The following is a 14,279-nucleotide window of genomic DNA, read 5'->3' on the forward strand; positions in this document are numbered from 1 at the left end:
TGTTCAAAAATACCCTCGGGGGGGTCGCCGCAGGCGACGGGGGCAGAGCCCCCTCTGCCGCCTCAGCCCCGCGCCTTGACCACCTGCAGGAGCGGCATCACGTCGGACATGTCCGGCCCGCGCTCCATGCCGGTCAGCGCCTTCCTCAGCGGCATGAACAGCCCCCGCCCCTTGCGTCCGGTGGCGGATTTGACCTCGCCGGTCCAGCGGCCCCAGGTCTCGCCATCGAACGGACCCGCCGGCAGCAACGCCATCGCCTCGGCCACGAACGCCGCGTCCTCCTTGGCAATCACCGGCTCGGCGCCGTCGCGGAACATCTCCCACCAGGCCTTGAGCTCGCTCTTGGTCGAGATGTTCTCGCGGGTCACCATCCAGAACCGTTCGGCCTGATCGTCCGGCACGCCCAGCGCGCGGATGTCCGCGGCCACGTCGGCAAAGCTCAGGGTCTGCAGGAAGCGGCCGGTCAACGGATAGAGGTCCTGCTCGTCGAACTTGGTGGGGGCCGAGCCGAATTTCGTCAGTTCGAAGCCCTCGATCAGCGCCGCCATGTCGGTGCGCAACTCGACCGGGTCGGAGGAACCCAGCCGCGCCATCAGGCTCAGAAGCGCCATCGGCTCGACCCCGCGCGCGCGCAGGTCGCGCAGCGACAGGGTGCCCAGGCGTTTCGACAGCGCCTCGCCCTGCGGCCCGGTGAGCAGCGAATGGTGGGCAAAGGCAGGCGCGGTGCCGCCCAGCGCCTCGATGATCTGGATCTGGGTGGCGGTATTGGTGACGTGGTCGGAGCCGCGCACCACATGGGTCACGCCCATTTCGGTGTCATCGACCACCGAGGCCAGGGTATAGAGCATCTGGCCGTCGGCGCGGATCAGCACCGGGTCCGAGACCGAGGCCGCGTCGATCGAGATGTCGCCGAGGATGCCGTCGCGCCACTCGATCCGCTGCTGGTCGAGCTTGAAGCGCCAGACGCCGGGGCCGCGCTCCTCGCGCAGTTTTGCCTTATCGGCGTCAGACAGCGCCAGCGCGGCGCGGTCATAGACCGGCGGGCGGCCCATATTGAGCTGCTTCTTGCGCTTGAGGTCGAGCTCGGTGGGGGTCTCGAAGGCCTCGTAGAACCGTCCCTTGTCGCGCAGCGTCTCGGCGGCGGCCTGATAGCGCTCAAGCCGTTCGGATTGCCGTTCCACCCGGTCCCATGTCAGACCAAGCCATTCGAGGTCTTGCTTGATGGCGTCGACGTAGTCCTCTTTCGACCGCTCCGGATCGGTGTCGTCGATGCGCAGGATGAAGGTGCCGCCAGCCTTGCGCGCGATCAGCCAGTTGAACAGCGCGGTGCGCAGGTTGCCGATGTGGATATAGCCGGTGGGCGACGGGGCAAAACGGGTGGTGGTCATGGGGGTCTCCTGTTGGCCCGAGCCTTTCCCATGATCCGCCGCTCTTGTCCAGCTTTCCCGCCAGCCCGACACGGCGCTTCGGTCCTGCGCCGGACCCTCCCGGCCCCGGCGCCCCCGACCTGATCCAGCTCGCCCGGTCGCCGCGCACCAACCCCGACGCGGACCTGATGCGACCCGCCCGCACCCCCCCCGCGCCCCGGACCTGATCCGGGGCCTCTCCCTCACCTCCAGCCCCGACGCCAACCAAGACCGCGCCCCGGCCCCAACCCCGCGGCCCGGCCTCGCGCCGGGGCCTCACCGCCCGCCACACGCGCGCCGTGCGGTCCGCGCCCTCTCTCGCCAGGAGGCCCCGGCGCAAGGCCGGGCCGCGGCCCTGTCTCGGCCCGCTCAGGTCGGCGCCACCGGCCAGTGGCCCTGCAGATCCCGCAGCCCGGCACGGATCAGCTCGGACAGCACCGCGAGGTCGATATCCGCCAGCTTGTTGACATAGAGACAGGAGACCCCGGTCTTGTGCTTGCCCAGCCGGTCCAGCAGATCGGCGAAATTGGCATAGCCCGGCATGATGTAGATCGACAGGCTGGCCTTGCGGGGGGAAAACCCGGTCGCCAGAAAGTCGCCCTCCCGGCCGCTGGCATAGCGATAGTGGTAGCGCCCGTAGCCGATGATGCTCTCGCCCCACATCTGCGGCGCGAAGCCCGTCACCTCGCGGAAGAGCGTATCAAGCGCCTGCGCGTCCGCCCGCCGCCGTACCGGCGTCACCCCGGCCAGAAACTCCGCCACCGAAGCGCCGGTGGGTTGGGTCTTGTTGTCTGACTGTGCCATCCGGTCTCTCCTCGCGGACCCCCGCCGTCACGAAATTGTGAGCGACAGGGTAACCCTGTCACAGCGTGTTACCTTTGTCCGCACATTGCAGGGAGAAAATTGCATGACACCGAAACTGACCCGTCGGGGCCTTCTGGCCTCAGCCGCCGCGACACCGCTTGCCGGACTCGCGGTCTCTGGCGTTCAGGCGCAGGCCGCGCAACAGGGCATCAACACCACCGATTACCGCCGGGTGAAGCTGGGCGACTTCGAGGTGACGACGCTGCTTGCCGGCACCCGCACCGTGCCGGACCCGCAGACCATCTTCGGTCTAAACGCCAGCGAGGAGGAATTCGCCGCGGCCTCGCAGCAAGCGCATATCCCGACCGACAAGGCGCAGTTCTTCTTCACGCCGACGCTGGTCAACACCGGGTCCGAGCTGGTGCTTTTTGACACCGGGCTCAACCCCGAGGGCATCACCGCCGCGCTCGAGGCCGCCGGCCATGCGCCCGGTGACATCGACGTGGTGGTGCTGACCCACATGCACGGCGACCACATCGGCGGGCTGGCCGGCGAGGCCGGGACGACCTTCGCCAACGCCCGCTACGTCACCGGTGCCACCGAATTCGACTATTGGTCAAACGCCGGCAACGATGGCTTCGAGGCCAAGGTGCGGCCGCTGGCCGAGCAGATGGAGATGCTTTCCGGCGGTGACAGCGTCGCCTCTGGAATCGAGGCGGTCGAAGCCTTCGGCCATACGCCCGGCCACATGGCCTATCGGCTGGAAAGCGGCGGCCAGAACCTGATCATCGGGGCCGATTTCGCCAATCACTACGTCTGGTCGCTGGCCCACCCCGAGTGGGAAGTGAAGTTCGACATGGACAAATCCGCCGCCGCCGCCACCCGCAAGGAGCTTCTGGACATGATGGCCGCCGACAGGCTGCCCTTCATCGGCTATCACATGCCCTTCCCCGCAATCGGCTACGTCGAGGCGCGCGATGGCGGCTATCACTACACGCCAATGTCCTATCAGTTGATGCTGTGACGAAACGGGGGCTCTGCCCCCGCCCGGCAGAGCCGGACTCCCCCGAGGGTATTTGTGAACAGAAGAAGGCGGATCGGAGTGGCAGGGGGTGGGGTCAGGCTGTTTTGCCGGACCCCAGCCAGGAAAGGCCCGTCTGCGGCCCCGGTCTTCGCTCAGCGGAAGGCCGGGCCATGGGCCCAGATGGTCAGGGACTGCCGCGCGCCGCGGGTGACCGGGGTGACCCGGTGCAGCAGGAAAGAGGGAAACAGCGTCGCCGTGCCGCATGCGCGGTTCGCCACCACCACGTTGGCCGAGCGCATGACCTCGAGCGCGCCGCCGTCATAGGCCGCGCCGCCGGCCAGTTGCACCACCATGGTCAGCTTGCGCCGGGCCGCCAGCGGGCCGTCACCGATATCGGCATGCCAGTCGAAATGTCCTTCGCGCTCGGCGCCATAGCGCGCCACCTGGGCGCTTTCCGAGAAATCCTGCAGGTCGAAGCCGAACACATCGCGGTTTGCCCCGCGCACAAGGTCGATGACCCGGTCCATCACCCAGTCAGCGCCCGCCACCCCATCGAGCCAGACCAGATCGGCGCGCCGCAGATTGTGGTCGCGCAATTGCCCGACGAGACGTGCATCGCGGGCCTCGGAGGCGGCGGCAAGGGTCACGATGTCGTGGCATTCGGCGGGCGAGAAGGCGCCGGCCACCTGGTGGACTGCGATCATCTGGGGGTTCCGGTTGGCGGCTCAGCCGGTGCCATGCCCGGAAACGCCCCCCTCCGCGCGGCGAATAGCGACGCCGCGGGTGGAAAACGACAGAAATCTGCACTGCCAGGGCTGGAAAACAGCGGCGGAGAGTGAGACTGTGAGCGCTAACTGCGGCGAGCCGCGCGCATATCGGAACCCAGATGCAGACCAATATCCTGACCATCACCCTCAACCCGGCGGTCGATTTCGCCACCTCGGCGCCGCGGGTCTATCCCGAGCACAAGCTGCGCTGCACCGATCCCTCGATCGACCCCGGCGGTGGCGGCATCAACGTCGCCCGCGCGGTGCAGATGCTGGGTGGCCATGCCACCGCGCTGATCGCCATCGGTGGCGCCACCGGCGCGCAGCTCCTGCAGCTGCTGGCGCTCGAGGGGGTGCCGACGGTGGCTTTTCAGGGGCCGGGCGAGACCCGGACCAGCTTTTCGGTCACCGACCAATCCGACAATCAGCAATACCGCTTCGTGCTGCCAGGCGACGCCTGGGGCGAGGAAGACGTCGCCCGGGGCCTGCGCAGCATCGATCAGGCGGCGGCGGACAATACGCTGGTGGTGCTCTCGGGCTCGCAGCCGCCCGGCGTGGCCAAGGAGTTTCCGTCGATCCTGGCGGCCCATATCAAGGGCCGCGGCGCGCAGATCATCGTCGACACGTCTGGTCCGGCGCTGTTTCAGCTGGCGCGCGAGCCGCATGAGACCATCTTTGCCCTGCGCATGGATGGACCCGAAGCCGAAGAGCTGGCCGACCGCCCCCTGCCCACCCGCGAGGACAGCGCCGCCTTTGCCCAAAGCCTTGTCGAGCGCGGCGTGGCGAAAAACATCATCGTGGCGCGGGGCGCCGATGGCTCGGTTCTGTCGAACGCCGAGGGGTCTTGGCACGCGGTGGGGCCGAAGATCGAAGTGGTCAGCAAGGTCGGCGCCGGCGACAGCTTTGTCGGCGCCTTTGCCCTGGCGCTGGCGCGGGGCGAGCCGGTGGAGGACTGCCTCAAGGTGGGCGTGGTCGCCGCCGGCGCGGCCTGCATGACGCTGGGCACCCGGCTTTGCGAAAAGGCCACCGTCGACCGGCTGTTGCCGGACGCCACGCTCACCCGGCTGTGACCCCCGACGCCGAGGGCTTCGAACACCTGGCGGCAGAGGCGATCGACGCCCTGCCCGATCCGTTTGCCGCGGCCGCGCGGGCGGTCATCATCCAGGTTGTCGACTGGCCGTCTGACGAGATGCTCGAGGCGCTGGACATCGATCATCCGCTCGACCTCACCGGGCTTTACGAAGGCATCCCGCTGACCGAGAAGTCGAGCTTGGACCAGCCGCTGACACCGGACATGATCTGGCTGTTCCGCGAACCGATCCTCGCGGAGTGGCGTGACCGGGGCGATATCGACCTGGCTGATCTGGTCCGCCACGTGCTGGTGCACGAGCTTGCGCATCATTTCGGCTGGTCCGACGACGACATCGCCTTAGTTGACAGATGGTGGGAGTGAGCGGCTCCCCTTGATGCGAGGTGAGACATGACGCGGTTCCTGGTGCTTTTGGCCTTTGTTCTTCAGCCGGTTCTGGCCGGCGCGCAGGAGCGGGTGCTGGTGATCGGCGACTCGATCCTCTGGTGGAACCAGCTCAGCGGCAACTCGATCCCGCAGCTGCTTGGCACCCTGCCGCGCTATGATGTCACCAACCGTGCCGCACCGGGGGCGGCGTTTTCGCATTCCGGCAACTTCCGCTCGATGCTGCAACGCGAGATCCGACAGCAGCTGACCGGCGGGCCATGGGACATCATCATCCTCAACGGTGGCGCCAACGACCTGGCCCGCGAATGCGACTGCCGGCGCTGCGACCAGACCCTGAGCCGGATGGTCAGCCCGGACGGGCGCCAAGGCGAAGTGCCGGCCTTTCTTGATCTGCTGCGCAGCCGGGCGGCGCGGGTGGTCTGGATGGATTACTATCCCGGGTCGGTGCGCGGCGGGCCGTTTGCCGGCTGCACCGACGAGCTGGCAGACTACCAGATCCGGATGAAGCGCGCGTCGGACCTGCGGCCCTGGGTGCGCTTCGTCGACGCGGGCGATGTCTATGACCCGCGCGATCTGTCGCTCTATTCCCGCGACCTGGTGCATCCGACGCCCAAGGGCGGCGCCCGCATCGCCAACCAGTTGGCCCGCGCCCTCGCCGGGCGATGATCCGCGATGACAGGCCGCAAGGGCTGGAAAAGCGGCCGCGTCAGGAGGGGTCGCGCCAGCCGTTGATGATCGGGTAGCGGCGGTCGAGCCAGAAGGCGTGCTTGCTCAACCGCGTGCCCGGCGCCGACTGGTGGCGCTTGTACTCGCTGATGTAGAGCAGGTGCTCGACCTTCTTCACCGTCGCCCGGTCAAAGCCCGCCGCCACGCAATCCTCGACCGAGCCGTCGTCGTCGACGAGGATCGTCAGGATGGCATCGAGCTCGGGGTAGTCGGGCAGCGAATCGCTGTCCTTCTGATCGTCGCGCAGCTCGGCCGAGGGCGGTTTTTCGATGATCGACACCGGGATCACCGCGCCCTCGGGCCCCTGCATCCAGTCGCGGTGGTTGGCGTTGCGCCAGCGGCACTGCTCGAAGACGCGGGTCTTGTACAGATCCTTGATCGGGTTGTAGCCGCCGGCCATGTCGCCATAGATCGTGGCATAGCCCACCGCCACCTCGGATTTGTTGCCGGTGGTCAGCAGCATCTCGCCGAACTTGTTAGAGATCGCCATCAGCAGCAGCCCGCGCAGCCGCGACTGGATGTTTTCCTCGGTCAGCCCCGGCTCGGTGCCCTCGAACAGCGGCGCCAGCGTGTTGGTGATCGCCGCCCGCCCCTCGGAAATCGGCACGTAGTCGTAGCGGCAGCCGAGCCGCTCGGCCAGCTCCCTGGCGTCGTCGAGCGAACCCTGAGAGGTGTATTCCGACGGCAGCATCACGCAGCGCACGTTTTCGGGCCCCAGCGCATCCGCCGCGATCACCGCCACCAGCGCCGAGTCGACGCCCCCCGAGAGGCCCAGCAGCACCTTGGAAAAGCCGGTCTTGCGCAGGTAGTCGCGCACCGCCAGCACCATGCAGTTGTAATCCTGCTCCCAGTCGCCGGGATGCTGCACCACCTCGCCGGGCCGGATGCGCCAGCCCTCGGCGGTGCGGTCAAGGTCGACATGCGCCAGCCCGGCCTCGAACACCGGCATCTGGAAGGCGATCTCGCCATGCGGGTTGATGCCGAAGGTGCCGCCGTCGAACACCTGGTCATCCTGTCCGCCGACGCAGTTGAGATAGATCAGCGGCAGCCCGGTCTCGACCACCCGGCCGACCATGTGGCTCAGCCGGACGTCGAACTTGCCGCGGTAATAGGGCGAGCCGTTGGGCACCAGCAGGAACTCGGCGCCGGTCTCGGCATGGGTTTCGGCCACATCGGGAAACCAGGCATCCTCGCAGATCGGGCTGCCGATGCGGAGCGGGCCAAGGCCGTAGGGCCCCTGCATCGGGCCGCTGTCAAAGATGCGCTTTTCGTCGAATACCGTCTCGTTGGGCAAGTGATGCTTGAGCTGGGTGGCGACGATCTCGCCGCCCTTGCAGATCAGGTAGGCGTTGTAGAGCTCGGCCCCCTCGACCCAGGGGCAGCCCATGGCGATCGCCGGACCCTCGGCACAGTCGCGCGCCAGCGCCCGCACCGCCTCGATCGCGGTGGTGTGAAAGGCCGGCTTCATCACCAGGTCCTGGGCGTTGTAGCCGGCGATGAACATCTCGGGAAAGGCCACCAGATCGGCGCCGGCCGCCCTGCCCGCCTCCCAGGCCTCGCGTGCCAGAGCCGCGTTGCCGGCGATATCGCCCACCATCGGGTTGAGCTGCGCCAGCGTGATGCGGAATGTGTCGGCCATGTCCTGCCCTTTCGGTAACCCGCCCTTCCCTTACCCGGACCGACCGGCAGGGAAAAGACCCGCCGCCGCCGGCTGTCGCAAAACCGCGGCGTCCGGAGGGTGTCCTGCCTGCGCGCCGGGCAGTCCCCTGACAGGCGCGCCCCGGGACCGGCGCGCGGCAGAAACCCGCCGTCCCCGGCTCGAAAGGTGAAGAAACCCGTCAGATCAATCGCCTGCGGTCAAAAGGCATTGTCTGCACTGGCCCGCTCCTTTACCTTCCTCGAAAAGCACAATCCGGGGGCAAGTTGGGGCACATGAAGCAAACCATCCGCATCGCAGGCGTGACGCTGGCACTGCTCGTCGCCTATCCGGCCCTGTCGCAGGATGGCGATGTGCTGACCAAGCAATATGACGATGGCGGGGTCTACGAGGGCACCTTTCAGGACGGGCTTCAGCATGGCGAGGGCAGCTACCGGCTGCCCAACGGCTATGAGTACCGCGGCCAGTGGGTCGCCGGCGAGATCAAGGGCCGCGGCGTGGCGCGCTTTCCCAACGGCTCGATCTACGAGGGCGAGTTCGCCAAGGGCAAGCCGCATGGCATCGGCAAGATCACCTTTACCGACGGCGGCACCTACGAGGGCACCTGGGCCGATGGCGAGATCACCGGTCAGGGGGTGGCGATCTACGCCAATGGCGTGCGCTACGAGGGCAGTTTCCGCAACGCCATGCACCACGGCCGCGGCATCATGACCAGCCCCGGCGGCTATGTCTATGACGGCGACTGGGTCAATGGGGTCAAGGAGGGCAATGCCACGATCTCCTATCCCGATGGCTCCACCTACGAGGGCCGGGTCTCGGACGGGCTGCGCGACGGCCAGGGCAAGCTGGTGATGATCGACGGTCTGATCTACGAGGGGCTCTGGCGCGCCGGCCAGATCTCCGGCAGCGGCAAGCTGATCCAGCCCAACGGCGATGTCTACGAGGGCGAGCTGGTCGAGGGCCGCCGCGCGGGCCAGGGCCGGGTGACCTATGCCAATGGCGACGTCTACGAGGGCCAGTTCCGCGAGGACCAGCGCAACGGCAAGGGCGTCTTCACCGGCGAGGACGGCTATCGCTACGAGGGCGACTGGCAGGACGGCAAGATCCAGGGGGTCGGCACCGTCACCTATCCCGACGGCTCGATCTACGTCGGCGAGTTCCGCAACGATCTGGCGCATGGCATCGGCAATATCACCTATCCCGACGGCTCGACCTACGAGGGCCAGTGGGTCGACGGGGTGATCGAGGGCGAGGGAAAGGCCACCTATCCCAACGGTCTGGTCTACGAGGGCGGCTTCAGGAACGCCCGCAACCACGGCTTCGGCGTGATGACCTATGCCGACGGCTACCGCTACGAGGGCGAGTGGGAACGCGGCCGCCGCCACGGCAAGGGCACCGCCACCTATCCCGACGGCACGGTCTATATCGGCCAGTTCAGCGACGGCCAGCGCCACGGCGAGGGCGAGATCTCGATGCCCGACGGGTTCAAGTACATCGGCGACTGGCAGAACGGCGAGATCTCGGGCCAGGGCGTGGCGACCTATGCCAATGGCGATGTCTACGAGGGCACTTTCGTCGCCGGCAAGCGCCAAGGCGAGGGCACCATGCGCTATGCCGCCGGCCAGGAGGCCTCTGGCGAGTGGAAGAACGGCGCGCTGGTGCAGGCCGACGAGCCCGAGACGCCAGCCGAGGAGAGCGCCGAGGATGAAGAGGCGCCGGCCCCGGCGGAGTGAGCGGGGTGTTCGGGGGTCGGGCGGCCACCCACTGCGCCCCCACGTCCCGGACCTGATCCGGGACCTCCTCGTCAGCCAAGAGGCCCCGGATCAAGTCCGGGGCGCGCGGAAGGGGGCGCGCTGAATACTTGATCTCTGCGCGGGCCATATTCGCTCAACGCGGCAGGCGCGCAACTGACCGCCTCACAGTCTGCCGCACTGCTGTATCGCGACCACCGCCGCGCCAAGCCAGCCCCACGCGAGCCCGCGTCCCGGACCTGATCCGGGACCTCACCGTCAGCCAAGAGGCCCCGGATCAAGTCTAGGTCGCGCGGAAGGCGGCGCGATGAATACCTGATCTCTGCGCGGGCCATATTCGCTCAACGCGGCAGGCGCGCAACTGACCGCCTCACAGTCTGCCGCACTGCTGTATCGCGACCACCGCCGCGCGATGTCAGCCCCACACGAGCCCGCGTCCCGGACCTGATCCGGGACCTCTACGTCAGCCAAGAGACCCCACGCCACCTGGGGCGCACGCGCGCCTGCCCGGCCCGTGTCACACCACCTCGCCGGCGCTCATCCGCTCCAGAAACGCCTCCGCCTCCTCCAGAATTTGCGCCCGTTTGCCCGCGTCAATCCGGTCCCAGGTGCGGTACATGTTGCCCATCCGGCCATTTCCCTCCAGCCGGTCGCGCTGACGATCGAGGAAATGCCAGTAGAGCAGGTTGAACGGGCAGGCGCCCTCGCCCAGCTTGGTCTTCACGTCATAGGCGCAAGAGCCGCAATAATCCGACATCCGGTCGATGTAAGCCCCTGACGAGACATAGGGTTTCGAAGCAAACAGCCCGCCGTCGGCAAACTGGCTCATGCCCACCACATTGGGCGCCTCGACCCACTCATAGGCATCGGCGTAGACCGCGAGATACCATTCGTGCACCTCGGCCGGGTCGATCCCCGCCAGCAGCGCGAAATTGCCGGTCACCATCAGCCGCTGAATGTGATGCGCATAGGCCTCCTCGCGGGTCTGCTCCACGGTCTTGGCCAGACAGGTCATTCGCGTCTCGCCGCCCCAGTAGAGCCAGGGCAGTTTCCGCTGCTGGTTCAGCTTGTTGTTGCGCGGATAGTCCGGCCCTTCAAGGAAATAGACCCCACGCACGAACTCGCGCCAGCCGATGACCTGGCGGATGAACCCTTCGACCGCGTTCAGCGGCGCATCGCCGGCGCGATAGGCCTCTTCCGCCGCCGCGCAGACCTCGCGCAGGTCCAGAAGCCCGATGTTCAGGTACGGCGAGATCAGCGCGTGATAGAGAAACCGGTCGTCGTTCAGCATTGCATCCTGGTAATCGCCGAACTTCGGCAGCGCGTGCTTGATGAAATGCGCCAAGGCCCGGCGCGCCTGCCCGCGGTCGGTGGCAAGGGTGAACGGCCTGAGGCTGCCGAAGTTGTCGCTGAAGCGTGCCTCGACAAGGTCGAGCACCGCCTCGACCGTCGCATCCGGGGTGAAGGCCATCGGCCCACCAAAACCCACCTCGCCCGGCGGCGGCTTGCGGTTCTCCTTGTCGTAGTTCCATTGCCCGCCCTCAGGCTTGTCACCATCCATCAGATAGCCGGTCTTGCGCCGCATCTCGCGGTAGAAATACTCCATCCGCAGGCTCTTGCGGCCCTCGGCCCAGCTCTCGAACGCCTTGTGCGAGGCCAGAAAGCGGTCGTCCTCGAGCAGGCTGACCGGGATCGGCGCCTCCTGCAGGGCGGTGATCAGCCGCCATTCGCCGGGCTCGGTGGCCAGCACCTCGCTGGCGCCGGTCTCCTCGGACCGGCGCAGAAGTTCGCCGACGATCGAGCCGGCGTTCTCGCTGTCATCCAACTCGCTGTAGCGCACCTGCCAGCCGTCATCGCGCAGGCGGGCGGCGAACTTGCGCATCGCCGCCAGCACCAGCGCGATCTTCTTGGGGTGATGCGGCACATAGCCGGTCTCGTCAGTGACCTCGGCCATCACCACGATGTCGCGGTCCTTGTCCGCCACCTTCAGCGCGGCGATTTCCGGGCTCAGCTGGTCGCCCAGAACCAGCACCAGCCGGCTCACCAGATCACCGCCTTGCCGGCCCAGTCGTAAAACCCGCCGGTCTGCTCCGAACCAAGACCGTCGATCACCGCGAGCAGGTTCTCCGCCGCCTCGTCCGGGAGCACCGCGGGATGCCGGCCGAGGTACTTTTCGGTGAAGGCCGTGGCCACGGTGCCGGGGTGCAGCGCCACGCAGAGCGCCTGCCGGTGGCTGCGTGCCAATTCGATGGCGAAGCTGTGCACCATCTGGTTCACCGCCGCCTTGGCGACCCGGTAGGCATACCAGCCGCCCAGCCGGTTGTCGCCAATCGAACCGACCCGCGCCGAGAGCACCGCGATCACCGCCCGCCGGTCCCTGGGCAGCAGGGGAACCGCGTGTTTCAGCACCATCGCCGGGCCGATGGCATTGAGCGCGAATTGCGCCGCCATCGCCCCGGGCGTCAGGTCGCGGATGGTCTTTTCCGGCGCGGCACCGTCGATCTCCAGCGCGCCGGTGGCGACGAGGATCAGATCAAACGGCCCCGCCAGCGCGCCCAGTTGCCGCCCCACCGCGGCCTCATCGGTCACGTCGAGCCCATCTGCGGAGCGCGACAGCCCGGTCACCTCCACGCCGCGCGCCCCGAGCGCCGCCACCACCGCGCCGCCGATCCCGCCGGAGGCGCCGATCACCAGCGCCCGCTTGATGTCATGTTGTCTGTCCATTCCGGCCAAAATAGCGCGTCCGCGCCGCAAATCCCGGCAAAAAGGCACTTTTCATTCGGGACCACCGGCGTATAGTCGCCCCATGTTGACCAAAGGCCATATCCCGACCCTGTCCCGCGCCCCCCGCGCGGCGCTGTCGCTCGGCCTGCTTCTCCTAGCCCGCCTCTGAGCGTGCCGTCAGGCGCGACCGCTCAGAGGAGGCCCGTTCGCGCCCGAACCCCGGAGAATATCTTTCAAGAGACAAGAGCATGACACAAGACGACAAGAACCGCGTGTTGATCTTTGACACGACCCTTCGCGATGGCGAGCAGAGCCCCGGCGCGACAATGACCCATTCGGAAAAGCTCGAAATTGCCGAGCTGCTTGACGACATGGGGGTCGACATCATCGAGGCCGGCTTCCCCATTGCCTCGGAAGGCGATTTCGCCGCCGTCTCGGAGATCGCCCAACGCTCGAAATCGGCGGTGATCTGCGGCCTCGCCCGCGCGCAACTTCCCGACATCGACCGCTGCTTCGAGGCGGTCAAAAAGGCCGCCCGGCCGCGCATCCACACCTTCATCGGCACCTCGCCGCTGCACCGCGCCATCCCGAACCTCACCCAGGACGAGATGGCCGAGCGCATCCACGAGACGGTGAGCCACGCGCGCAACCTGACCGACAACGTGCAATGGTCGCCGATGGATGCGACGCGCACCGAGTGGGACTACCTCTGCCGGGTGATCGAGATCGCGATCAAGGCCGGCGCCACCACGGTCAACATCCCCGACACGGTGGGCTATACCGCGCCGCGCGAGAGCGCCGAGCTGATCCGACGGCTGATCGAGACGGTGCCGGGCGCCGATGAGGTGATCTTTGCGACGCACTGCCACAACGATCTCGGCATGGCGACGGCGAACTCGCTGGCCGCGGTCGAGGCCGGGGCGCGGCAGATCGAATGCACCATCAACGGGCTGGGCGAACGGGCCGGCAATACCGCGCTCGAAGAGGTGGTGATGGCGATGAAGGTGCGCCACGACATCATGCCCTTCTCGACCGGCATCGACACCCGCAAGATCATGCATATCTCGCGGCGCGTCGCCACGGTCTCGGGCTTCAACGTGCAGTTCAACAAGGCGATCGTCGGCAAGAACGCCTTTGCCCACGAAAGCGGCATCCACCAGGACGGCATGCTGAAAAACGCCGAGACCTTCGAGATCATGCGCCCGGAGGACGTGGGCCTCTCGGGCACCTCCCTGCCGCTCGGCAAGCACTCGGGACGCGCCGCGCTGCGCGCCAAGCTCAAGGAGCTCGGCACCGAGGTGGGCGACAACCAGCTCAAGGACATCTTCGTGCGGTTCAAGGAGCTGGCCGACCGCAAGAAGGAGGTCTTCGACGACGACATCCTGGCGCTGGTCTCGGCCACCACCGAAGGCGACGCGGAGCAGTTGCAACTGGTCAACCTCAAGGTGGTCTGCGGCACCGGCGGCCCGGCGGAAGCGGCGATCGAGATGGAAATCGGCGGCGCCGAGCATTCCGCCACCTGTCACGGCGACGGCCCGGTCGATGCCGCCTTCCGGGCGGTGCGCGAGATCCATCCCAACACAGCGCAGCTGCAGCTCTACCAGGTGCATGCGGTGACAGAGGGCACCGATGCGCAAGCGACGGTCTCGGTGCGGCTGGAAGAGGACGGCATGATCGCCACCGGCCAGTCGGCGGATACCGATACCGTGGTGGCCTCGGTCAAGGCTTATATCCAGGCGCTCAACCGGCTTCTGACCCGGCGCGAGAAACTGGGCCCCGGTGCCGATGCGCGCGAGATCAGCTACAAGGAACTGGGCTGAGCCGAGCCGCGTGGAGTCGCCGCGCCTGGCGCGCGTCGACCAACCGGGGGGCCAGCCCCCAGACCCGCGACCAACTGGGGGCCAGCCCCCAGACCCCCGGAGTTGAGGGGCAAGATGAAGCCA

Annotated in this window: 12 protein-coding genes; 6 read left to right on the forward strand and 6 right to left on the reverse strand. The window is 67.5% G+C overall.

The window, feature by feature from the left end; genetic code table 11:
* Positions 1-62: 62 nt before the first annotated feature.
* Both gltX and VOI27_RS01920 read right to left on the reverse strand, forming a co-directional pair.
* Positions 63-1,388 (reverse strand): glutamate--tRNA ligase, encoded by a 1,326-nt coding sequence (gltX, locus tag VOI27_RS01915; protein ID WP_323763596.1) that lies wholly within the window; start codon positions 1,386-1,388, stop codon positions 63-65.
* A 387-nt stretch (positions 1,389-1,775) separates the two neighbouring features.
* Entirely contained in the window at positions 1,776-2,210 is a 435-nt protein-coding gene (locus VOI27_RS01920) for a DUF1801 domain-containing protein (RefSeq protein ID WP_323763597.1), read from the reverse strand.
* A gap of 103 nt (positions 2,211-2,313) precedes the next feature.
* Between VOI27_RS01920 and VOI27_RS01925 the strand changes: the two genes are divergently transcribed.
* Positions 2,314-3,234: an MBL fold metallo-hydrolase gene (locus VOI27_RS01925; protein WP_323763598.1), complete on the forward strand. Its 921-nt coding sequence runs from the start codon at positions 2,314-2,316 to the stop codon at positions 3,232-3,234.
* Positions 3,235-3,386: 152 nt separating this feature from the next.
* Here the strand turns inward: VOI27_RS01925 and VOI27_RS01930 are convergent, their stop codons facing one another.
* Entirely contained in the window at positions 3,387-3,938 is a 552-nt protein-coding gene (locus VOI27_RS01930; RefSeq protein ID WP_323763599.1) for a 2OG-Fe(II) oxygenase, read from the reverse strand.
* Positions 3,939-4,120: 182 nt separating this feature from the next.
* Here VOI27_RS01930 and VOI27_RS01935 point away from each other — a divergent pair, with 182 nt between their 5' ends.
* From VOI27_RS01935 to VOI27_RS01945, 3 genes are read left to right on the forward strand one after another with little or no spacing between them, the layout of a single operon-like run.
* Positions 4,121-5,071, forward strand: coding sequence for a 1-phosphofructokinase family hexose kinase (locus tag VOI27_RS01935; RefSeq protein ID WP_323763600.1), 951 nt, complete (start codon positions 4,121-4,123; stop codon positions 5,069-5,071).
* Positions 5,068-5,454, forward strand: coding sequence for a metallopeptidase family protein (locus VOI27_RS01940; protein ID WP_323763601.1), 387 nt, complete (start codon positions 5,068-5,070; stop codon positions 5,452-5,454). Before VOI27_RS01935 ends, VOI27_RS01940 begins: the two co-directional genes overlap by 4 nt.
* A 27-nt stretch (positions 5,455-5,481) precedes the next feature.
* Complete coding sequence (locus VOI27_RS01945; protein WP_323763602.1) at positions 5,482-6,144, forward strand: SGNH/GDSL hydrolase family protein; 663 nt, start codon at positions 5,482-5,484, stop codon at positions 6,142-6,144.
* 40 nt (positions 6,145-6,184) lie between these two features.
* On the opposite strand, the gene VOI27_RS01950 is transcribed toward VOI27_RS01945, so the two are convergent.
* Positions 6,185-7,843: an NAD+ synthase gene (locus tag VOI27_RS01950; protein WP_323763603.1), complete on the reverse strand. Its 1,659-nt coding sequence runs from the start codon at positions 7,841-7,843 to the stop codon at positions 6,185-6,187.
* 293 nt (positions 7,844-8,136) lie between these two features.
* On the opposite strand from VOI27_RS01950, the gene VOI27_RS01955 reads away from it, so the two are divergent.
* Positions 8,137-9,594: a 2-isopropylmalate synthase gene (locus tag VOI27_RS01955; protein ID WP_323763604.1), complete on the forward strand. Its 1,458-nt coding sequence runs from the start codon at positions 8,137-8,139 to the stop codon at positions 9,592-9,594.
* Between the two features lie 535 nt (positions 9,595-10,129).
* Here VOI27_RS01955 and VOI27_RS01960 read toward each other — a convergent pair.
* Both VOI27_RS01960 and VOI27_RS01965 read right to left on the reverse strand, forming a co-directional pair.
* Positions 10,130-11,656, reverse strand: coding sequence for a cryptochrome/photolyase family protein (locus VOI27_RS01960; protein WP_323763605.1), 1,527 nt, complete (start codon positions 11,654-11,656; stop codon positions 10,130-10,132).
* Positions 11,653-12,336: an SDR family NAD(P)-dependent oxidoreductase gene (locus VOI27_RS01965; RefSeq protein ID WP_416374627.1), complete on the reverse strand. Its 684-nt coding sequence runs from the start codon at positions 12,334-12,336 to the stop codon at positions 11,653-11,655. Before VOI27_RS01965 ends, VOI27_RS01960 begins: the two co-directional genes overlap by 4 nt.
* Positions 12,337-12,584: 248 nt before the next feature.
* On the opposite strand from VOI27_RS01965, the gene VOI27_RS01970 reads away from it, so the two are divergent.
* Positions 12,585-14,156 carry a 2-isopropylmalate synthase gene (locus VOI27_RS01970; protein WP_323763606.1) on the forward strand — a complete coding sequence of 524 codons (1,572 nt, stop codon included), beginning with the start codon at positions 12,585-12,587 and terminating at the stop codon, positions 14,154-14,156.
* The last annotated feature ends 123 nt before the right edge of the window (positions 14,157-14,279 follow it).

The sequence above is a fragment of the Marinovum sp. genome (genome assembly GCF_034669705.1).
Taxonomy (GTDB): Bacteria; Pseudomonadota; Alphaproteobacteria; order Rhodobacterales; family Rhodobacteraceae; genus Marinovum.